Genomic DNA, 21,241 nt, shown 5'->3' with positions numbered 1-21,241 from the left:
AGATGGCCCTGACACCCGATTTCGATACCTTCGCGCGCGCCTATGAAGCGGGCGAAAACCAGGTGGTTTACACACGTCTCGCCGCCGACCTGGACACACCCGTGTCGCTAATGCTCAAACTGACGGGAGCGCAGAAAGATGCGTTCATGCTGGAGTCGGTTACGGGCGGTGAGGTGCGTGGCCGCTATTCGATCATCGGCATGAAACCGGACCTGATCTGGCGCTGCCACGGTGAAACGTCCGAGTTGAACCGTTCGGCGCGGTTCGATGCCGACGCCTTTGCCGCGCAGGACGGCAATCCGATGGACAATCTGCGTGCCTTGCTAGCCGAAAGCCGTATTGAACTGCCAGACGACCTGCCTCAGGCTGCCGCCGGGCTGTTTGGATATCTGGGCTATGACATGGTCCGGCTGGTCGAATGCTTGCCGGGCGTGAACCCCGATCCGCTGGGACTGCCAGATGCGATCATGTTGCGCCCGTCTGTTGTCGCAGTATTGGATGGCGTCAAAGGCGAGGTGACGGTGGTTTCACCCGCCTGGGCCAGCGACGGTCAATCTGCCAAAGCTGCCTATGCGCAGGCGGCCGAGCGTGTGATGGATGCGGTCCGCGATCTGGAACGCGCGATGCCCGCCGAAACCCGTGATCTGGGCGACGCGCGCGAAATTGCGGCGCCGGTGTCGAACTTCACCAAATCCGGCTATTTGGAAGCGGTTGAAAAGGCCAAGGAATACATCCGTGCTGGCGATATCTTCCAGGTAGTTCCAGCGCAGCGTTGGACGCAGGAATTTCCGCTGCCGCCTTTTGCGCTTTATCGTTCGCTGCGGCGCACCAACCCCTCGCCGTTTATGTTCTACTTCAACTTCGGCGGTTTTCAGGTCGTTGGGGCCAGCCCCGAGATTCTGGTGCGGGTGTTCGGCAGCGAAGTCACCATTCGCCCGATTGCAGGCACACGTCCCCGTGGCGCGACCCCCGAGGAAGACAAAGCGAACGAGCTTGACTTGTTGGCCGACAAGAAAGAGCTGGCCGAACACCTCATGCTTCTGGACCTCGGGCGCAATGATACCGGCCGCGTGTCCAAAATCGGCACTGTACGTCCCACCGAAGAGTTCATCATCGAACGCTACAGCCATGTGATGCACATTGTCTCGAACGTGGTGGGTGAATTGGCGGAAGACAAAGATGCGTTGGACGCCTTCTTTGCCGGGATGCCTGCAGGCACCGTCTCGGGCGCGCCAAAAGTGCGCGCGATGGAGATCATTGACGAGCTTGAGCCGGAAAAACGCGGCGTCTATGGCGGAGGTGTCGGCTATTTCAGTGCGGGCGGTGACATGGACATGTGCATTGCCCTGCGCACCGCCATCGTGAAGGATCAGAAACTCTATATTCAGGCTGGCGGCGGTGTTGTCTATGACAGCGACCCCGAGGCCGAGTTCATGGAGACTGTCCACAAGTCAAACGCCATTCGGCGCGCGGCGGAAGATGCCGCTCGGTTCACCGGAAACGGCAACAGTTAAAAAACAAGGGCGGCTGATCAATTGATCACCGCCCTGTCTCAAGCTGTCACTGTACCTGTTTCATCAAGACGGCCGAGATCGGCGCCATCGCTACCCGGCTGCCGCGATCCTCAAGACCCCACAGCAACAGGGCCGAGATTGTCTCGGGCCGCACCCGCCCCAGCATGACAACGGTTCCTTCCTGACCTGCCCGGAACGCGGCTTGATCCAGGAACCGGCGCATGATTCTGGGATCCTGTCGCGCCCCATCGATATCGCGGAACACAACGCTGGACGGAATGCCATTGCGAACCGCCAACTTCTGGACAGTATTCAGCCCATTGTCCTGAGTGATCAACCCTCGTCCGGTTCCGGCGGCAATCGCCGCGACCTGATCGGCCAGCTTGCGATTTCCCTGAATGCCGCTGTTCACGCCTTCCAGAATACCCACTGTTTCAGGCAATGTATCCAGCCACACAGACAGCGAAACTTCGGCATCCTGCGCGCTTGCTGCCTCGGGCAAGTCCGCAAGGGCCAGAACTTCGAACCCGGCCGCGCGGTGCCGTGCCATCTTTTCCGCCGCATCCGGATCAGACGGGTTCACGGCAAAGCTGATCGGGTAAGGGAAATCCTGCAACGCTTCAGCGCCGAATGCGCCTTCGTCATCAATCAGAATGATCGACATCAGCGGCTTAGATTCCGGGTTCTCGAACTTGGCGGCAAAACGTTCAATCGGTTTTTCCGCAGATGGCTGTTCGGAAATCGCCTGTTCTGCAACAGGCTCATCATCTCGTTCCGTCAACGGCAGGATACGTTTTCCGACGATCGAACTGGTACTTTCTTCCTGTTCTCCCCCGATCTGAGGCAGCGCAGCAATGCGCGGAAGCTCGCGGGGCAAGGTGTCTTCATCCCCTTCCACCGCAATCGGACTGCTTTCAAATGAATTATCAGTCGTGGCGTCATTTGTTTGTGGATCAGCCTCGACCTGTGGCAACGGATTTGGTTCGGGCTCAAGAACTGCGACCTCGGTTGTGTCAGACTCGGTCGGCGGTGTGGGGGTTTCATCAATTACAACCGGCAACGACTGTTCCTGCTGAACTGCGGGCACCTGGCTAGGCTCGGGCGGCGCAGCGGGGGCTTCGGTCATGACAGACACTTCGGTCGCCACCGTTGCAGTGGGCTCGTTCGGGGCCTCAGCCGCTTTACCAACCTCGGGCTGCGGCTCGGATGACGCTTCCAGCCCGGACAGGTCGGCCAGATCTTCGCTGGCATTATCGGCGGCTTCTGGCGCACGCGGGGCCAGTTCCACCAGATCGGCATCAGAAACGTCCTCGGCAAGTTCACTAGGCGCCTCTGGTGTTTCTGAAATCGTCGGCGCTGGTGCTTCGGTCGCAACAACCGGCGTATTGACCATCGGCGTGTTGAGCGACACGACCGCACCCAAGATCAAAACAACGATCGCCCCTGCGACCATTCCTCCGAAAAATCCGCCCATATTTCCTGCCTTTCGCCTCTTTTCCCTGCCTCGCCCTGCTCTGCGCCATCTGGTGTGGCGCTCGGTCAATTGGAGGCGTCAGAAACCGTATGTCCTCTTGACGCTGCCGCCCAAGCCTGAGCATGTATGTGCGGACATTATACCGTGGCCCGGGGTTGCATCGCCAGCCCGAAATGCCCAAGCGAAGATAAGTGCCCATATGCTGCTGCTGATCGACAACTACGACTCGTTTACCTACAATTTGGTACATTATTTGGGCGAACTTGGTGCCGAAATGGTCATTCGCCGCAATGATGCGCTGGATGTGCAAGAAGCAATGGCCATGAACCCGGCTGGGATCCTGCTAAGCCCCGGCCCCTGCGACCCGGATCAGGCGGGCATCTGTCTGGCTCTGACCGAAGCCGCCGCCGAGACCAAAACGCCCCTTTTGGGGGTTTGTCTTGGGCATCAGACCATCGGACAGGCATTCGGTGGCAAGGTGGTACGATGCCACGAAATTGTGCATGGCAAGATGGGCATCATGCACCACACCGGAAAAGGCGTCTTTGCTGGCCTTCCATCGCCCTTTGAAGCCACACGTTACCATTCGCTGGTGGTCGAGCGTGAGACGCTGCCCGACTGTCTTGAGATCACAGCCGAGCTGGAAGACGGCACGATCATGGGGCTGCAACACAGGGAACTGCCTATTCACGGTGTTCAGTTCCACCCTGAATCGATTGCGTCCGAGCATGGTCACGCCCTTCTCAAGAATTTCCTGCAAGAACTGAAAGTCCCCGCATGAGCGACGCGCTGAAACCGCTGATTGGAGCAGCCGCCGATCGTCCGCTGACCCGTAAAGAGGCCGAGACTGCCTTTGGCATCCTGTTCAACGGCGAAGCCACGCCAAGCCAGATTGGCGGGCTGTTGATGGCCATGCGTACAAGGGGGGAAACGGTTGATGAATATGCCGCGGCCGCGGCTGTGATGCGCGCCAAGTGCAATGCCGTGCGGGCGCCCGAAGGGGCGATCGACATCGTTGGCACGGGCGGAGACGGGAAAGGCACCCTGAACATCTCGACCGCGACTGCATTTGTCGTCGCAGGCGCTGGCGTGACAGTCGCCAAACACGGCAACCGCAACCTAAGCTCCAAATCCGGCGCAGCGGATGCACTGGGGCAAATGGGTATCAACGTTATGGTTGGACCGCAAGTTGTTGAAAGTGCTCTGAAAGATGTCGGTATCGGTTTCATGATGGCACCGATGCATCACCCGGCCATTGCGCATGTTATGCCCTCGCGGCAGGAACTGGGAACGCGCACGATTTTCAATATCCTGGGCCCGCTGACCAACCCTGCCGGTGTCAAACGGCAACTGACGGGTGCCTTTAGCCGCGAGCTGATCCGCCCCATGGCTGAAACACTAGGCTTGCTTGGGTCAGACCGCGCGTGGTTGGTACACGGATCGGACGGGACTGACGAGTTGACGATCACCGGTATCAGCTGGGTCGCCGCTTTGGAAGATGACGTGATCAAAGAGGTCGAGCTGCACCCCGAGGATGCTGGCCTGCCTGTGCACCCTTTTGATGACATCCTTGGTGGAACCCCTGAAGAGAACGCCATCGCATTTCGTGCGCTGCTGGACGGCGCCCCGTCCGCGTATCGTGACGCAGTGTTGCTGAACTCTGCCGCCGCATTGGTTGTCGCTGATGCGGCAGGTGATCTGCGCGAAGGTGTGGTCATGGCCGCCGAGAGCATCGACAGCGGCGAAGCCAAAAACAAAATCACGGCCTTGGCCGCCAAGACTCAGGAGGCCGCATGACCGAAACCGTTCTGGACAAGATCAAAGCCTACAAACTGGAAGAAATCGCAACAGACAAGGCTCAGAAGTCCTTGGAAACGCTGGAAAGTGACGCACGTGCCGCTTCGGAAACCCGCGGGTTTGCCGCAGCGCTTCAAGCTGCGTCCCGGCAAGGTTACGGCCTGATCGCTGAGGTCAAGAAAGCCAGCCCTTCCAAGGGTTTGATCCGGCCTGATTTTGACCCGCCTGCCTTGGCCAAAGCTTATGAAGAAGGCGGTGCTGCGTGTTTATCCGTGCTCACCGACACGCCCAGCTTTCAGGGTGCCAAGGAATATTTGACACAAGCGCGTAACGCGACATCTCTGCCCGCTTTGCGTAAGGATTTCATGTATGACCCTTATCAGGTGGTCGAGGCACGTGCTTTGGAAGCCGACTGTATTCTGATCATCATGGCATCCGTCAGCGATGATCAAGCAGCCGAGTTGGAACAGACCGCTTTTGATTGGGAGATGGATGTTCTGATTGAGGTGCACGACGAAGCCGAGCTTGAACGCGCAGCCCAACTGAAAAGCCCATTGATTGGCATAAATAACCGCAATCTCAAGACCTTCGAGACAACTCTTGATACAACACGACGCCTGTCCAAACTGGTACCGGCAGACCGTACTATCGTGTGTGAAAGCGGGTTGGGCAGCCCGGAAGATTTGCGGGATATTGCGCGCTATGGCGCCCGGTGCTTTTTGATCGGCGAAAGCCTGATGCGCCAGGACGATGTCGAAGCGGCCACGCGCCACATCCTGTCCAATCCGCTTATCCCCGGAGTGATGTGATGCCGCTGACCCATTTCGATGCTCAAGGTCAGGCGCATATGGTCGACGTCTCGGGCAAAGAGGTCACAGATCGCATAGCCGTGGCTGTGGGTTACGTGAAGATGGCGCCGGAAACCTTTGAAATCATTTCAGAACAACGCGCGGCAAAGGGCGATGTTTTGGGCGTTGCCCGCCTGGCCGGTATCATGGGTGCAAAGAAGACACCGGATCTGATCCCGCTCTGCCATCCTTTGCCAGTGACCAAGGTTGCCGTTGAGCTGACCCTCGACCCGGATCTGCCGGGTGTTCAGATCGAAGCGACAGTCAAGACGTCAGGTCAAACCGGTGTTGAAATGGAGGCCCTGACCGCCGTTTCCACCGCAGCCTTGACTGTGTACGATATGACCAAAGCCGTCGACAAAGCGATGGAAATTGGCGGCATTCATGTAAGCCTCAAAGACGGCGGAAAATCAGGGCGTTACGAAGCGAAATGATTACCGTCGAAGAAGCGCGCGCCCTGCTGTTCGATCTTGTCAACCCTCTACCTTCGGAACAGGTTCCTCTGGCCCAGTCTGCGGGACGTATTCTGTCACACGAGGTTGTGGCAACGCGCGACCAGCCGCCATTTGCCGCATCATCGATGGATGGCTACGCCGTCAAAGCCGACGAAGTCGAGCTTCATGCCATGTTCAAAGTGGTGGGAGAATCCGCCGCGGGCCGTCGTTTCGACGGCTCAGTAGGCCCCGGTCAGGCCGTACGTATCTTTACCGGCGCTCCGGTTCCTGAGGGCTCAGACTTCGTTGTGATTCAGGAAGATACCGACCGGCGTGGCGATCTGATCACGATCACAGACGACCCCGGCCCCAAAACGAACATCCGCCCTGCCGGTGTGGATTTTATGGCAGGCACACCCATCACGGCACCGCGTTTGATCCGCGCCGAAGACGTTGCCCTGATGGCTGCGATGAATATCGCGCAGGTCCCGGTTTCTCGAAAACCCGTGATTGCCCTGATCTCGACCGGCGACGAACTTGTCATGCCCGGCGAAGAACCGGGACCGGACCAGATTATCGCGTCGAACACGTTTGGATTGCGGGCATTGCTTGAAGGGCTCGGTGCTGTGGTTCGTGTCCTTCCGATTGCACGGGACACGGTTTCATCGCTTGAGACTGCGTTTGATCTGGCGCGAGGGGCCGATCTCGTCGTGACAATTGGCGGTGCGTCGGTTGGTGACTACGACCTTGTGTCTGATGTATCGCAGGGTTTGGGGATGGATCGGTCTTTCTACAAGATCCGAATGCGCCCCGGAAAACCCCTGATGGCTGGTCGCATGGGTGGCACCGCGATGGTCGGACTTCCTGGGAACCCGGTCAGCGCGATGGTCTGTGGCTATCTGTTCCTTGCCCCGATGGTGCGCCGGATGCTGGGGTTGGAATTGGTTCTGCCGCCCTTTCGGTCTGCCCACTTGACCGAACCACTGACAGAAAACGGCCCGCGCGAGCATTACATGCGCGCGGTTCTGGGCGAAACGGGTATCCGGGCCTGTGCAGATCAGGACAGCTCTCTCCTTAGCGTTCTGGCGCAGGCAAACGCCCTATTGGTCCGTCCCCCGAACGATCCCGCCCGCAAGACCGGGGAAACGGTTCAGTACCTGCCGATCTGAACTTCTCCCAAATTCATTGACACAAAACGTGAACATGCGTAGAACAAAAGAAAACGCATGAGCGACGAGGTGTGAGCAATGCTGACCAAGAAGCAATTGGATTTGTTGAAATTCATCCAAAAACGCGTGCAGGCGGACGGTGTTCCGCCCAGTTTCGATGAAATGAAGGCCGCGCTTGACCTGCGGTCGAAATCCGGCATCCACAGGCTGATCACTGCACTGGAGGAACGTGGCTTTATTCGTCGCCTCGCGCATCGTGCCCGCGCGATTGAAATTGTGAAACTTCCCGAAAGCCTTGGCGGCGAACCAACTGCCGGTTTTTCACCCCGCGTGATCGAGGGTGACAGGCCCAAGGGCCCCCGCCCGACCAATATTGAGCCAGTTGCTGTGGATGCGCTGGAATTGCCGGTGATGGGTCGGATCGCGGCGGGTGTCCCCATTGAGGCGATCAGCCACGTGTCTCATCACGTAGCGGTCCCCGGCACCATGGTTTCCGGGAAGGGCCAGCACTATGCGCTTGAGGTTCGCGGCGACTCGATGATCGACGCGGGCATCAATGACGGGGATGTGGTCGTCATCCGCGAAACCGCGACTGCTGATAACGGTGATATCGTGGTTGCACTGGTAGAAGATCAGGAAGCGACGCTGAAACGCTTTTTCCGCCGCGGCAACGCTATTGCACTCGAAGCGGCCAACCCGGCTTATGAGACGCGCGTTCTTCCCGAAGAAATGGTCAAGGTTCAGGGTCGCCTAGTCGGTCTGATCCGGACCTATTAATCTTGCTTCAAACGACGGTCCCCGGCGGGCTTCGGGGACCAGAGCCGTTGGCCTGTCAGTTCTGCGCTGGAAGTCAGCTTTCCGTCCGACAATGACAGGCTGCCGGTTTCGCTCAGGTGATCCGGATCGAAGATGGCGCACGCGCCCGCAAGGGGCAGCGCGACCGTCGAAACAATGATCTGGTTGTGTTTGCATTCGTCGAACGCGCGCGCAGCCTTTTTGCCCGAAATATGGATGATTTCCATATCCTGATAAGGGTATCGCTGAACGGTGCTGCTATCCGGCCATCGGCCTGCTGCCGCAATCTGATCAACACCGTCACCGTCATTCTCCAGCCAGACGCTGGCGACAAACCCACTGCCTTTGCTTTTACTCAGGGCCCGACCCTGAGAGGTCATCACGCCGACCAACCCCCCGTTTTCTGCAATCAGAACATCTGGCCTGTGGCCCGAATTCCAAAGCAAAAATGAAAGAATGACGGGCCCGACCCCGTACCAACGCGCGCGCCCTTGCCACAAGGCCAGCCACAAAGCCCCAACAGCAACAAGTGGCAATACATACCAGGACGGACTGACTACAAAACCCTGAGCACCGCCGAGATGTGACACCCAGTTTGACACCCACAGGATCCAATGCAGAGCCCAGCCCATTACGGTCAGCGGGACAGCCTCCAACCCAAATGGGGCCGCCAGTGCGGCGATAACTGCCGCTGGTACAACAACAAGGCCCATCACGGGCACGGACAGCAGATTCGCCAACAGTCCATAGTGAGACATCGTATTGAAATGCGCAGCGCCAATTGGGGCCGTGGCAAGCCCGGCTATCGCCGAGGACATAACCACGCCAGCAATCGGTTTTAACCAATTCGGGCCCGGTAACGGACCCACCTTTTGCAATGCACCGAAGACGGCGACCAATGCTGTCGTTGCGGCAAAGGACATCTGAAACCCTGGGCTAAGCAGCGACTCGGGCCAAAGAACCAGAACGATCAGCGCAGCAACAGAAACCGCACGCAATGAAATCGCACGCCTGTCGATCAACACGGCCCCCAGCATGACACTGACCATGACATAGGCGCGTTCGGTTGCGATATTCCCGCCGGACAACAGCAAATAGAGCGTTGCCGCGATCAGCGCGAACACAGCCGCAACTTTTCGAACAGGTAGCCTCAATGCCACGTAGGGGATCAGTGACAAACCAATGCGACAGGCCACAAAAACAAAACCCGTCAGTAACCCCATGTGAAGTCCGGAAATGGCAAGCAAATGCGCCAGGTTCGACGCGCGCAGGGACAAGAGCGTCTCTTGCCCCATACCACTGCGATCACCTGTGGTGACGGCAGCAGCAAACCCACCGATTTCTCCGGGCAGGATTTGTTTCACTCGCCGCGATATCGCCATTCGGATTGCGGTAATCCGAACACCGCCAATACCGTCTTTGGCTGGCGCAATCGTCAAAACAGGAACGCGGGTATACCCGACCGCACCCAACCCCTGAAACCAGGCATGGCGACGAAAATCGAACCCGCCAGGTTCAACCGGGCCCTGCGGCGGCGAAAGATGCGCTGTGGTCATGATCCGTTGGCCAGGCGCAAAAGGGTCTGTCGTGCCATGAACAGAAAGACGGATGCGTCGCGGCCTGCGCTCATTCGGTACGTCCCCTACGCGCACCTGATCGAGCGTCAACCGCAACGCATCCGAGGCAGACCGATCCATGGCGACGACCCTCCCCTCGACAGGGCCATAGTACCGCCAGGACAGAACCGGTTCTGCCACCATATGGGCGCGAGTACCTGCCAGTATTACACCGACCGCAATCAGCGCCCCCCCGGTCGCTAACGTTCCCACCCCCGGTGGCAGCCGGCGGCTTAAGGCAAAAAGAGCCAGGAACAAGCACGACAGACCTGCATATACCGGCCAGCCGGGCTCGCTCCGGGCACCGAAATAGAGACCGATCCCCGTTGCCAGCATGACTGGCGTCCACGGAAACAGGTAACCTGTCTGGTGCAGCAGCGCGGCCTCGACCCGTGCAAGAACACGCATGGTTGCCCCCGTCCTTCGGGCTCGTTAGACAGGCGTCAAACTATGCCAGATACGGTTACCAAAAGGTTAATCCTCAACATGTCCGAACAGGTCGTCACACGTTTTGCCCCCTCGCCCACAGGTTTTCTGCACATCGGTGGCGCGCGCACCGCATTGTTCAACTGGCTTTACGCCCGCGGACGTGGTGGAAAGTTCCTGCTGCGGATCGAAGACACCGACCGGGAACGCTCGACCCCCGAGGCGACCGCCGCGATCCTTCAGGGTATGGAATGGCTGGGACTGGATCATGATGGCGATGTAATCAGCCAGTTCGAAGGAGCTGCCCGGCATGCCGAAGTCGCGCACCAGCTTCTGGCCGAGGGAAAGGCATATAAATGCTTCTCGACGCAGGACGAAATTGCCGCCTTTCGGGAACAGGCGCGGGCCGAGGGCAAGTCGACCCTGTTCCGCAGCCCCTGGCGTGACGCTGATCCTTCGGCTCTTCCCGAACTGCCATTTGTCATTCGCATCAAGGCTCCGCAGGACGGTACAACAGTGATCCGCGATCAGGTTCAGGGCGACGTGACCATTCGCAACGACCAACTGGACGACATGGTTCTGCTGCGTTCCGACGGGACACCGGTCTACATGCTGGCAGTGGTGGTCGACGATCATGATATGGGTGTTACCCATGTCATTCGCGGCGATGACCACCTCAATAACGCGGCGCGCCAGATGATGATCTATGAGGCAATGGGCTGGGATGTTCCGGTCTGGGCCCATATTCCGCTGATCCACGGGCCAGACGGTAAGAAATTGTCCAAACGCCATGGCGCGCTTGGCGCGCAGGAGTATCAGGCCATGGGCTATCCTGCCGCCGGGATGCGCAACTATCTGGCCCGTCTGGGCTGGAGCCATGGTGACGATGAATTCTTTACTGATGCACAGGCAAAGGAGTGGTTTGATCTGAACGGCATCGGCAAAAGCCCTGCCCGGTTTGATCTGAAAAAACTGGAAAACCTGTGTGGTCAACACATCGCCATTTCTGAGGATGCTGCGTTGCGGCATGAAATCGGAGCCTACCTGGCCGCAGCTGCTTTACCACCCCTGACAGATTCACAATCGAGTGATTTGGAACGTGCGATGTATTGCCTCAAGGATCGGGCGCGGACTTTTCCTGAACTCCTTGAAAAGGCTCACTTTGCCTTGACGGAACGCCCAATCGTTCCCGACGAGAAAGCCGCAAAGGCGCTGGCATCTGTATCCGACGGTATACTGGAAGAATTGACGCCGCAGTTGCAAAATGCTAGCTGGTCTCGAGACGAACTGGAGGAGACCCTGAATTCCTTTGCCGAGTCAAAGGAGCTCACGTTCGGCAAGCTGGCTGGCCCACTCAGGGCCGCCTTGGCTGGTCGGGCCGTCACGCCTTCGGTTTTTGACATGATGCTTGTGCTGGGACGGGATGAAACCCTGGCGCGGCTTTCAGAAGCAGCGAAATAACCCGAATTTCATAAACGGGTAACGCTGCTCCGCTAACACCCGGACTGCGCGAAAGCGCGCAGTCGTTGCCCGCACTGCCCGAGGTTTCTTTGGCATGCGTATGAATGAAGAAGGGATAACCATGACAGACAGCAACAAAACAGCCACTCTGACCGTTCACGGCAAAGAGTATGAGTTGCCGGTTCATACCCCGACCGCCGGTCCGGATGTCATTGATATTCGGAAGCTTTACGGTCAGGCAGGGGTATTCACCTATGATCCCGGTTTCACTTCAACCGCAAGCTGTGACAGCACAATAACCTTTATCGATGGTGAAAAAGGCGAGTTGCTGCACCGTGGCTACCCGATCGACCAACTGGCAGAGAAATCGCACTTTCTTGAGGTCTGCTACCTGCTGCTCTACGGAGAGCTGCCGGTCGCAAAAGATCTGGAGAAATTCGAAACCACGATCACCCGCCACACCATGCTGCATGAGCAGATGCAGTATTTCTACCGTGGTTTCCGCCGCGACGCGCATCCCATGGCCATTATGGTCGGTGTTGTCGGCGCAATGTCGGCCTTCTATCACGATTCGACCGATATCGCGGACCCGCATCAGCGCGAGGTCGCCTCGCATCGCCTGATCGCCAAAATGCCGACAATCGCCGCATGGGCTTATAAATACCACACGGGGCAGCCCTTCGTGTATCCGCGCAATGACTTGGATTATGCGTCGAACTTCCTGCGCATGTGTTTCAGCGTTCCTGCCGAAGAATATGAGGTCAACCCGATCCTCAGCCGCGCGATGGACCGTATCTTAACGCTTCACGCAGACCACGAGCAGAATGCGTCAACGTCCACCGTGCGTCTGGCGTCGTCATCGGGCGCAAATCCGTTTGCATGCATCGCCGCTGGTATTGCCTGCTTGTGGGGGCCGTCCCATGGTGGCGCCAACCAGGCATGTCTGGAAATGTTGGAAGAGATCGGCACCGTAGATCGCATTCCCGAATTCATCGCCCGTGCCAAAGACAAGAACGACCCGTTCCGCCTGATGGGCTTTGGCCACCGCGTGTACAAAAACTTTGACCCACGCGCAAAGGTGATGAAACAGTCGGCCGACGAGGTTCTGGATCTGCTGGGCATTGAAGACAACCCTAAACTGCAAGTTGCTAAAGAGCTGGAACGCGAAGCGCTGGAAGACCCGTATTTCGCCGACAAAAAACTGTTCCCGAACGTTGACTTCTATTCGGGTATCATCCTCGAGGCGATGGGTTTCCCGACCTCAATGTTCACACCAATCTTTGCACTTTCGCGGACTGTTGGCTGGGTCAGCCAGTGGAAAGAAATGATTGAAGATCCACAGAACAAGATCGGCCGCCCGCGTCAGCTGTACCTGGGTGAGACGCTGCGCGATTACGTGGACATCGAAAACCGCTGATCCATCAAAGCACGCAATAAATCCAGAAGGCCCCGGTTAAACCGGGGTCTTTTGCTTTCGATACTGAAGCAGCGGACGGTTGGGTATTTGGTTTCAGAACAAGCTCATTTGATCCCCGGGTTGCGGCGGAACTGCAAACCGGTCGCATCGTAACGGAGCGGATTTGATCGAAAGCCCCAGTCTTTTGCAAGTTTTAGCAAACCTCAGCGCGATGAGCTCGGCGTATTCCCCCTCACCCCGCATCCTGTGCCCCCAGCGCGGATCATAGTCGCGCCCGCCATGCATTTCACGCAGCTTGGACATGACCTTTTCTGCACGGGCGGGTTCATGCTCTGCCAGCCAGTCCTGCCAAAGCTGAGAGACTTCGCGGGGCAATCGCAACATGATCCAGCTTGCCGCATCTGCGCCCGCCTCTTTTCCAGCGTCCAACAGGCTCTCCAACTCATGATCTGTCAGCCCAGGCACAATAGGCGAGGTCATTACGCGAACCGGAACACCGGCATCGGTCAACGCTCTGATCGTCTGCAACCGACGCGCCGGAGACGGTGCGCGAGGCTCCATCCGCCGGGACAGACCCGCATCCAGCGTGGTGAGCGATATACCGACCCGCACCAACCCCCGGCTGGCCATGTCAGCCAGAATATCCAGATCACGCTCGATCAGTGTTCCTTTGGTCACGATTGCGACGGGGTGGTTGAACTCTTGCAAGACCTCAAGGCACGACCTTGTAATCAGGCGGTTTTTTTCAATGGGCTGGTATGGGTCAGTGTTTGTCCCGATCGCGAGCGTGGCGACCTTGTAGGACTTCGCCGACAGTTCCTTGCGCAGAACAACGCTCATGTTGGCGCGCGCAACAAGGCGGGTTTCGAAATCCAGTCCAGCGGACAAGCCCAGATAGGCGTGGCTTGGTCTGGCGAAACAATAGACACAGCCATGCTCACAGCCCCGATATGGGTTGATCGAACGATCAAAAGGCAAATCAGGTGAACGGTTAAAGGTGATGGCACTGCGCGCCACCTCATCCCGCGTCTCGGTTCGCAAGGGCGGCAAGTCTTCATCGATGTCCCACCCGTCATCAACAGCCTGCGTTGCAAACCGTTCAAACCGCCCGGTCGTATTGGACGTCACCCCCCTTGCTTTGATGATATGCCCGATGCTCACGGCACATATGTTCCCTTTTTGTTCCTATCTGACGATAAACCTGAAACGAATCCTGTGCAAGCCAGCACCGCGAAGAAACCGGGAAGCATTGATGAAAAATAAACAGGATAATATTGCAGACTTTTCAATCGAGCCGGTGCCATTTTTGGCATATAGGTCGGTCCCGAAACGACCAACGTCGCAATCGTCACAGTCAGAATGCGACGTTTTGGCCAAAACGGAAAAAATGCCACCACGGGCCGATGGCCCGCCCAGCACAGGGAATACCCCATGTCCGACGAAGAAGATATCGTCCTGTCCGAACTGAATGATGACGAACTGGTCGATCAGATGTTCGACGATCTCTATGACGGATTGAAAGAAGAGATCGAAGAAGGCACCAATATCCTGCTGGAACGCGGATGGACGCCGTATGACATCCTGACCAAAGCTCTGGTTGGCGGCATGACCATTGTGGGCCATGACTTCCGCGACGGCATTCTGTTCGTTCCCGAGGTTCTGCTGGCAGCCAACGCGATGAAAGGCGGCATGTCGATCCTCAAGCCGCTGCTGGCCGAAACCGGTGCTCCGCGTGTTGGCAAGATGGTCATCGGCACCGTGAAGGGTGACATCCACGATATCGGCAAGAACCTTGTGTCGATGATGATGGAAGGTGCAGGATTCGAGGTTGTCGATCTGGGAATCAACAACCCGGTCGAGAATTACCTGGAAGCACTGGAAACGGAACAGCCCGACATTCTGGGCATGTCCGCCCTGCTGACCACCACGATGCCCTACATGAAAGTCGTTATCGACACCCTGGTCGAACAGGGCGTGCGCGACGATTACATTGTTCTGGTCGGTGGCGCGCCGCTGAACGAAGAGTTCGGCAAAGCCATCGGTGCAGACGCCTACTGCCGTGACGCTGCGGTTGCAGTGGAAACCGCCAAGGATTTCGTGGGCCGCAAGCACAACCAACTGGCTGGCTAAGACCTTTAAGGTTTTTCTTAAAAGACCGCCCATTTCGGGCGGTCTTTTTCGTTTTAGCGCTCCGCCCCTTCATGAGGTGTATCGTTTATCCGTTTGTAAACGAAAGTGCGGTTAAAAAACCGAAACGTCCAAGTTTCGGGGGTTCCGTGCCACAGTCTTTCACAGCCATTTCGTTGGGCAAACTTGCCGATATCGATATCGCCGAGGGCAACAATGTCGCCGAAAACGCCTCTGCCCTGGTTGGGCAAACCTTCGGTCACGCGGACGCGCCGTTGGCGCATAACAGCGTGACGTGGAACGTGGTTGGAAACTCCGGCTCTGCCTATGACATGAACAACATGTCTGCCAATGATCGGTTTTCGATCGACGGCGGCGCGCCGCAAACCTTTGATGGCACATCAGTGTACCACGCCACCGTCACTTATTTCGACGGCACAAGTGCAAACATTACTGCCGTTGTCGCGCAGGATGTGGATGGCAACACATATTTGGTGCCTGAGTTCTCGGCCAATGCAGATCAAGGCGCTCTGGAAGCGGGGCCTATACATTCGATCACCTTCAACAGCCTTGCTGGCAATCGATATTCAGGCATGGTGTCCAGCCGTGAAGACTGGGACCTGGTCCCCTGCTTTACCTCTGGCACGCTGATCAGAACCCGCAAAGGGGAACGCCCAGTGGAAACGCTGCGCCCCGGCGACTGGGTGGAAACCCTTGATCACGGGTTTCAAACGGTGCGCTGGGTCGGGCAGCGGCGGGTTCAGGCGGTTGGCGTGTTCGCGCCGGTCCTGTTCAAGGCAGGCGCGCTTGGGAACACCCGCGATCTGCTGGTGTCGCAGCAACACAGGATGCTGATCCAGAGCTGGCGCCTGGAACTGCATACCGGCCAAAACGAAGCACTGGCCCCCGCCAAACACCTGATCAACGGACATGACATCATCCTCAAACCCGGCGGGGTCGTAACCTACATTCACATTCTGTTTGATCAGCATGAGCTGCTCTGGTCGGAAGGCTGCCTGAGCGAGAGCTTTCATCCCGGTGCCCAAAGCTGGAACGCCCTTGAACAGTCAGCCCGACAAGAGATCCTGTCCTTGTTCCCCGAGATATCAAAGCAAGGTACTGTCGCCTACGGCCCGCCCGCTCGGCCTCTGTTATCGGCATTCGAAACACGAACGTCGGCAGCCTGACACGAGATGTCGGAAGAAGGCTTGCCTGCAAGCTGTTTTCATTCTCTTGTGCTATGAGCCCATAAGGATGCCGATCCATGCCAAGCGATACGTTACCAGATGATGCAAGCCTGACGACCAAAGGCTATGACGGCGTGGAAAACGCAAGCATCCTGCTGATCGCCTGCGGGGCGCTAGCGCGCGAAATTCTGGATATCAAAACGCGCAACGGCTGGGATCACATGGCGCTGACCTGCCTGCCTGCAATCCTGCATGTTCATCCGGAACGGATCACCCAAGCAGTTGAAGACAGCGTGGCCAAACACCGCGACAGGTTCGAAAAAATCTATGTGGTTTACGCCGATTGCGGAACCGGAGGTCTGCTGCAATCCGCTTGTGAAAAACTGGGCGTCGAGATGGTAAAAGGCCCTCATTGCTATTCGTTCTTCGAAGGCAATCAGGCCTTTCAGGAACGCGGCGAGGACGAAACAACTGCCTTCTACCTGACTGATTTTCTGGCCCGCCAGTTCGACGCATTTGTCTGGAAACCACTGGGTCTGGATCGCCACCCGGAACTGCGGGACATGTATTTCGGCAACTACACCAAACTGATTTATCAGGCCCAGATCGACGATCCGAAACTGACCGAACGCGCACGGGAATGCGCGGACCGCATGGGATTGGCGTTCGAACGGCGTTTCACCGGCTACGGCGATCTGGAAACCACTTTGTCAGACTGGGCAAACCGCCCCGAGTGACCTCAGGCGTTTTCCTGCGCGACCTGGCGGATGCGTTCAATCATGGCCCGCAGACCATTGGACCGCTGCGCTGACAGATGATCGTTCAAGCCCAATCGGGCCAGTTCCGCTGCCGCATCGACCTGAGGCACCTCGGACACCGGCAGCCCGTTGTATAGGGACCGAAGCACGGCGATCAGCCCGCGAACGATCAGTGCATCACTGTCGCCATCAAACTTGAACACGCCTGCTTCGATCATCGGGTGCAGCCAGACCTGACTGGCGCAGCCGTGAACCTTTGTCGCCGGAACTTTCAACGCGTCATCCAAAGGCTCCATCGCCTTGCCCTGTTCGATGACATGGCGATACCGGTCTTCCCAGTCTTCGAGAAACTCGAAATCCTCGACAATGTCTTCAAAGGCAGGCGTGGCCATGGCGCAGTGATCCTTTCGTTGAAATCACAATGTGACCTAAGCCGACGACCACCTGCTGTCCAGCCCCAGCTGTGGCTTTTCAACGCGAAGAATATACGCTAACCCATTGTCTGAATTCGTGTGAAAAGCAGTGGGTCCATGCAAAAGTCTCTGTCCGTTCTTATCATCGCCATGCTGACCCTGACTGCCTGCGGCAGCTGGCGCGACTCGCGGGTGAATCCGTCAAACTGGTTTGGCTCCAGCCGATCTGTGAAGTCTGAAACGCCGCCGGACCCAAATGCCGCCGATGCGTTGGTTCCCAAGACAAGTGAGGGAAGCGGCCTGTTTTCGCGCCCAGATGCCGAAGACACCAGTGTTCCAATCGCCAAAATCGATGAGCTGCGGATCGAACCTATACCATCAGGCGCGATCATCTACTCCTCTGGCACCGCGCTTCGGCAGGGTGCCTATAACGCACGCTTGGTTTCGGTTAATTCAGAAGAAAACAAAGAAAAGGGGATTCTGGAGTTTGTATTCCGCGTGAATTACCCCAGTTCAGAGACCCCGCAAGGATCTGAACGCACAAGAATGGTGTCGGATGCCATAAATGTTTCGACCCAGGATCTTGAAGGCATTCGCCTGATCCGTGTCGTCGGGCAACAGAACACCTTGGAATCGCGGCGGCGGTAATCGCCGCTAAAGCGAGACGACCTTGACCGCCTGCCCTTTGGCCGCCAGCGCGATTTTTCCCTCGCACAGTTTCAGCGCGTCTTCACCAAAGACCTCGTAACGCCACCCCGACATTGCGGGCAATTCTCGCTCGCCAGCGGCAATCTGGTCCAGTTCGGAACTAGTTGCGATCAGTTTGGCCGCAACGCCCGAACTTTCGGTTTTGGATTTCAGCAGAACACGAAGCAAGTCAGCCAAAGCCGGGTTGACCTTGAGATTGTCGCGGGAATTGTCGATCTTCGGCAGATTTTCCTGAGGACAATTCACGCCCTTCGTCACCGCAGCAAGAATACCTTCGGCAATCGGGCCTTTGCGCGCCTCGCGCAGCAAAAGCCTAGACGCACCGAGATCGGCGATTGTTTTAGGCTTGGTCGACGCCAGTTCGACCAGGGCGTCATCCTTAAAGACCCGGTTGCGCGGCACGTTATGCTCCTGCGCATACCCTTCGCGAAACTGCGCCAGCTCGCGCACAACAGCCAAGAACTTGGCCGAGTTGGTTCGCGTTTTGACCCGCTTCCACGCCTCTTCGGGGCGAATGTCATACGTGGCAGGCTGTGTCAGCGTCCGCAGCTCTTCAGCCACCCAGTGGCTGCGCATCGTCTTTTTGAGTTCCGCAGCAAGATATTCGTAGATCTTGCGAAGATGCGTCACATCCGCCAATGCATATGTTTTCTGGGCTTCCGTCAAAGGACGACGGGACCAATCGGTGAACCGCGACGTCTTGTCGACGCCCTGTTTGCAGATTTTCCGCACCAGCGTCTCATAGCCGACCTGCTCGCCAAACCCGCAGACCATTGCGGCGACCTGTGTGTCGAACAACGGGTTGGGAAAAACACCGGCCTCGACCCAGAAAATCTCAAGATCCTGACGCGCGGCGTGAAACACCTTGACCACGTTCTCGTTTCGGAAAAGCTCATACAGCGGTTCGAGAGACAGGCCATCAACCAGCGGATCAACCAGAACCGCGCTGTCTTCATCATCAGAGGGAAGCGCCAGTTGCACGAGGCACAGTTTCGAATAATAGGTCCGCTCGCGCAGAAACTCGGTATCGACTGTGATATATGGATAGCTTGCGGCCGCCTTGCAGAAATCAGCCAGTTCTTGCGTCGTCGTCAGAGTTTTCATGCGCCGTACTAGTTTTGCTCTTGCTCTTGTGAGTGCCCGTAATTTCCCTCGCCCCCAAGCGATACCGACGACCATAGGACGATTTTCAGGCGAGTGTAAATCACCCTCGGAACCTCACTGCATGAGAACGGGTGACCTGTTGCCTTCGGCAAAGCGGCGCAGCACCGCCGGATAAAGTTCATGTTCCCAGATCAGAACTTTTGCTGCCAAAGTGTCCGGGGTATCTGCTGGTTCGATATCCACCCGCGCCTGCCCCAAAATCGGGCCATCATCCAGGGCCGCCGTCACCTCATGGACCGAGCAGCCATGTTCCGCATCACCCGCTTCAATTGCGCGGGCGTGGGTATGTAACCCCTTGTATTTCGGCAGCAATGACGGATGGATGTTCAACATTCGCCCCTGAAAGCGGGTTACGAAATCCGCAGTCAGGACCCGCATGAACCCGGCCAGGCAGACAATATCCGGCCGCGCTTCTTCCAAAGGCTTCAGCAACTCAGCCTCAAAGGCTGCGCGATTGCCCTTGAATGGCCGGTGATCAACCACTGCGGTCGGAATGCCACGGTCCGCAGCTTTTTTCAGCCCGTCCGCCTGCGCATTGTTGGACAGAACCAAACAGGGCCGCGCCGGATGATCACCGGTCATGCTGTCGACAAGCGACACCATGTTGGACCCGCCCCCCGAAATCAGGATCGCGACGCGCTTGGGGCTCACAACAGTTTGCCCGAATAGGCAACTCCGGGCGTTTCGGTGACAGTGCCGATCCGCGCCACCGTCTCGCCGGCCTCGGCCAGCAATGTCGAAAGCTGATCGGCCCTATCTGGGTCGCACACAATGATCAGACCGATGCCACAGTTGAAGGTCTTGAGCATCTCGGCTTCCGCAATACCGCCAATCTGCGCCATCCAACTGAATACAGACGGCAATTGCCAGCTGTCCAGATCAATCTGGGCCCCCAGCCCTTCCGGCAATACGCGCGGCAGGTTCTCGGTCAGACCGCCACCGGTGATATGGGCCAGTGCGTGAACGCCACCATCGCGGATCGCGGACAGGGCCGGTTTGACATAAAGGCGCGTCGGCGTAAGCAGCGCCTCGCCCAACGAACCTTCACCAAAGGGGCACGGTGCATCCCAGCCCAGCCCAGACAGTTCGACGAGTTTACGTACCAGTGAGTACCCGTTGGAATGCACTCCGTTCGAGGCCAGACCAAGCAGCACATCCCCCGCCTGCACCCCCGAAGGCAGATCGGCACCGCGTTCCATTGCCCCGACCGAGAATCCGGCCAGATCGAAATCGCCATCAGGGTACATGCCGGGCATCTCGGCAGTTTCGCCACCAATCAGAGCACAACCGGATTGTGCACAGCCTTCGGCAATTCCTTCAATGATCCGCGCGGCTGTATCTGTGTCCAGCTTTCCTGTCGCGAAATAGTCGAGAAAAAACAGGGGCTCGGCCCCCTGACAGATCAGGTCATTGACACACATTGCCACCAGATCGATGCCAACCCCATCCACGACGCCGGTATCGATCGCAATTCGCAGTTTTGTACCAACCCCGTCCGTGGCACCAACCAGAATGGGATCCTGATACCCAGCAGCTTTCAGGTCGAACAGTGCGCCGAAACCGCCCAGTCCGCTCATCACGCCGGGGCGGTTGGTTCGCTTTGCTGCGGGCTTGATCCGGTCAACCAGAGCATTGCCCGCGTCGATATCCACGCCTGCATCGGCATAGGTGATTCCGTTCTTGCCCGCTTTCATGGCCAGTTCCTTTTGAATGCTTTGCGGGCGGGTTATTCGATTGTGGCGTTTGTTGCAACGGTCAGGCTTGACGCGGCTGTTCACCGTGATACGCAATGCGCCTAGGCGGGCCTGTAGCTCAATTGGTTAGAGCAGAGCGCTCATAACGCTTTGGTTGGGGGTTCGAGTCCCTCCGGGCCTACCAAATCACCGCCACGTGCCTTGAACACACCGCCCATCCTGCTGGTTTTGTTTGTATT

21 protein-coding genes and 1 tRNA gene are annotated in these 21,241 nt (G+C 57.6%); 14 read left to right on the top strand and 8 right to left on the bottom strand.

What is annotated here, in order from left to right; all coding sequences use genetic code 11:
* The first annotated feature begins 2 nt into the window (after nucleotides 1–2).
* Entirely contained in the window at nucleotides 3–1,514 is a 1,512-nt protein-coding gene (trpE, locus tag ACR0CE_RS02585) for an anthranilate synthase component I (protein WP_480830786.1), read from the top strand.
* Nucleotides 1,515–1,560: 46 nt separating this feature from the next.
* On the opposite strand, the gene ACR0CE_RS02580 is transcribed toward trpE, so the two are convergent.
* Entirely contained in the window at nucleotides 1,561–2,988 is a 1,428-nt protein-coding gene (locus ACR0CE_RS02580) for a divergent polysaccharide deacetylase family protein (RefSeq protein ID WP_480830784.1), read from the bottom strand.
* Nucleotides 2,989–3,187: 199 nt separating this feature from the next.
* Here ACR0CE_RS02580 and ACR0CE_RS02575 point away from each other — a divergent pair, with 199 nt between their 5' ends.
* From ACR0CE_RS02575 to lexA, 6 genes are all read left to right on the top strand, one after another.
* Nucleotides 3,188–3,769: an anthranilate synthase component II gene (locus tag ACR0CE_RS02575; protein ID WP_209503818.1), complete on the top strand. Its 582-nt coding sequence runs from the start codon at nucleotides 3,188–3,190 to the stop codon at nucleotides 3,767–3,769.
* Nucleotides 3,766–4,785, top strand: coding sequence for an anthranilate phosphoribosyltransferase (gene trpD, locus ACR0CE_RS02570; RefSeq protein ID WP_480830782.1), 1,020 nt, complete (start codon nucleotides 3,766–3,768; stop codon nucleotides 4,783–4,785). The genes ACR0CE_RS02575 and trpD overlap by 4 nt, the downstream gene beginning before the upstream one ends.
* The gene (trpC, locus tag ACR0CE_RS02565; RefSeq protein ID WP_480830781.1) at nucleotides 4,782–5,594 is read left to right on the top strand and encodes an indole-3-glycerol phosphate synthase TrpC; all 813 of its coding nucleotides are present in this window, start codon (nucleotides 4,782–4,784) and stop codon (nucleotides 5,592–5,594) included. The genes trpD and trpC overlap by 4 nt, the downstream gene beginning before the upstream one ends.
* Nucleotides 5,594–6,067: a cyclic pyranopterin monophosphate synthase MoaC gene (gene moaC / locus ACR0CE_RS02560; RefSeq protein WP_480830779.1), complete on the top strand. Its 474-nt coding sequence runs from the start codon at nucleotides 5,594–5,596 to the stop codon at nucleotides 6,065–6,067. The genes trpC and moaC overlap by 1 nt, the downstream gene beginning before the upstream one ends.
* A complete protein-coding gene (locus ACR0CE_RS02555) occupies nucleotides 6,064–7,236 on the top strand; it encodes a molybdopterin molybdotransferase MoeA (RefSeq protein ID WP_480830778.1) in 1,173 nt (390 codons plus the stop codon). The genes moaC and ACR0CE_RS02555 overlap by 4 nt, the downstream gene beginning before the upstream one ends.
* A 78-nt stretch (nucleotides 7,237–7,314) precedes the next feature.
* Complete coding sequence (gene lexA / locus ACR0CE_RS02550) at nucleotides 7,315–8,013, top strand: transcriptional repressor LexA (RefSeq protein ID WP_480830777.1); 699 nt, start codon at nucleotides 7,315–7,317, stop codon at nucleotides 8,011–8,013.
* On the opposite strand, the gene ACR0CE_RS02545 is transcribed toward lexA, so the two are convergent.
* The gene (locus ACR0CE_RS02545; RefSeq protein ID WP_480830775.1) at nucleotides 8,010–10,055 is read right to left on the bottom strand and encodes a ComEC/Rec2 family competence protein; all 2,046 of its coding nucleotides are present in this window, start codon (nucleotides 10,053–10,055) and stop codon (nucleotides 8,010–8,012) included. The genes lexA and ACR0CE_RS02545 overlap by 4 nt on opposite strands.
* A 78-nt stretch (nucleotides 10,056–10,133) precedes the next feature.
* On the opposite strand from ACR0CE_RS02545, the gene gltX reads away from it, so the two are divergent.
* Complete coding sequence (gene gltX / locus ACR0CE_RS02540) at nucleotides 10,134–11,534, top strand: glutamate--tRNA ligase (RefSeq protein ID WP_480831213.1); 1,401 nt, start codon at nucleotides 10,134–10,136, stop codon at nucleotides 11,532–11,534.
* A 121-nt stretch (nucleotides 11,535–11,655) separates the two neighbouring features.
* Complete coding sequence (gene gltA, locus ACR0CE_RS02535; RefSeq protein WP_480472976.1) at nucleotides 11,656–12,951, top strand: citrate synthase; 1,296 nt, start codon at nucleotides 11,656–11,658, stop codon at nucleotides 12,949–12,951.
* Between the two features lie 93 nt (nucleotides 12,952–13,044).
* Here gltA and ACR0CE_RS02530 read toward each other — a convergent pair whose 3' ends face one another.
* Entirely contained in the window at nucleotides 13,045–14,112 is a 1,068-nt protein-coding gene (locus ACR0CE_RS02530; protein ID WP_480830773.1) for a PA0069 family radical SAM protein, read from the bottom strand.
* Nucleotides 14,109–14,384, bottom strand: a complete 276-nt coding sequence (locus ACR0CE_RS02525; protein WP_480830771.1) for a hypothetical protein — start codon at nucleotides 14,382–14,384, stop codon at nucleotides 14,109–14,111. The genes ACR0CE_RS02530 and ACR0CE_RS02525 overlap by 4 nt, the downstream gene beginning before the upstream one ends.
* Between ACR0CE_RS02525 and ACR0CE_RS02520 the strand changes: the two genes are divergently transcribed.
* From ACR0CE_RS02520 to ACR0CE_RS02510, 3 genes are all read left to right on the top strand, one after another.
* Complete coding sequence (locus tag ACR0CE_RS02520; RefSeq protein WP_209503809.1) at nucleotides 14,383–15,081, top strand: corrinoid protein; 699 nt, start codon at nucleotides 14,383–14,385, stop codon at nucleotides 15,079–15,081. The genes ACR0CE_RS02525 and ACR0CE_RS02520 overlap by 2 nt on opposite strands.
* A gap of 146 nt (nucleotides 15,082–15,227) precedes the next feature.
* Nucleotides 15,228–16,265, top strand: coding sequence for a Hint domain-containing protein (locus tag ACR0CE_RS02515; RefSeq protein ID WP_480830770.1), 1,038 nt, complete (start codon nucleotides 15,228–15,230; stop codon nucleotides 16,263–16,265).
* 77 nt (nucleotides 16,266–16,342) lie between these two features.
* The gene (locus ACR0CE_RS02510; protein WP_480480760.1) at nucleotides 16,343–17,002 is read left to right on the top strand and encodes a DUF1638 domain-containing protein; all 660 of its coding nucleotides are present in this window, start codon (nucleotides 16,343–16,345) and stop codon (nucleotides 17,000–17,002) included.
* 2 nt (nucleotides 17,003–17,004) lie between these two features.
* Here the strand turns inward: ACR0CE_RS02510 and ACR0CE_RS02505 are convergent, their stop codons facing one another.
* Nucleotides 17,005–17,415, bottom strand: a complete 411-nt coding sequence (locus ACR0CE_RS02505; RefSeq protein WP_267367543.1) for a SufE family protein — start codon at nucleotides 17,413–17,415, stop codon at nucleotides 17,005–17,007.
* Between the two features lie 138 nt (nucleotides 17,416–17,553).
* Here ACR0CE_RS02505 and ACR0CE_RS02500 point away from each other — a divergent pair, with 138 nt between their 5' ends.
* On the top strand, nucleotides 17,554–18,084 hold the full coding sequence (locus ACR0CE_RS02500) for a hypothetical protein (RefSeq protein WP_480830768.1): 531 nt from the start codon (nucleotides 17,554–17,556) through the stop codon (nucleotides 18,082–18,084).
* 6 nt (nucleotides 18,085–18,090) lie between these two features.
* Here ACR0CE_RS02500 and rnd read toward each other — a convergent pair whose 3' ends face one another.
* The 3 genes from rnd to purM all read right to left on the bottom strand — a co-directional run bounded on the left by rnd (nucleotide 18,091) and on the right by purM (nucleotide 21,002).
* Nucleotides 18,091–19,248, bottom strand: a complete 1,158-nt coding sequence (rnd, locus tag ACR0CE_RS02495; protein WP_480830766.1) for a ribonuclease D — start codon at nucleotides 19,246–19,248, stop codon at nucleotides 18,091–18,093.
* A gap of 114 nt (nucleotides 19,249–19,362) precedes the next feature.
* Entirely contained in the window at nucleotides 19,363–19,959 is a 597-nt protein-coding gene (gene purN / locus ACR0CE_RS02490) for a phosphoribosylglycinamide formyltransferase (RefSeq protein ID WP_480830765.1), read from the bottom strand.
* Entirely contained in the window at nucleotides 19,956–21,002 is a 1,047-nt protein-coding gene (purM, locus tag ACR0CE_RS02485) for a phosphoribosylformylglycinamidine cyclo-ligase (RefSeq protein WP_480830763.1), read from the bottom strand. The genes purN and purM overlap by 4 nt, the downstream gene beginning before the upstream one ends.
* Nucleotides 21,003–21,109: 107 nt before the next feature.
* On the opposite strand from purM, the gene ACR0CE_RS02480 reads away from it, so the two are divergent.
* Nucleotides 21,110–21,186, top strand: a tRNA-Ile gene (locus ACR0CE_RS02480).
* The last annotated feature ends 55 nt before the right edge of the window (nucleotides 21,187–21,241 follow it).

The sequence above is a fragment of the Ruegeria sp. L11 genome, from assembly GCF_056531755.1.
This window is presented reverse-complemented; position numbering and strand designations above follow the sequence as displayed.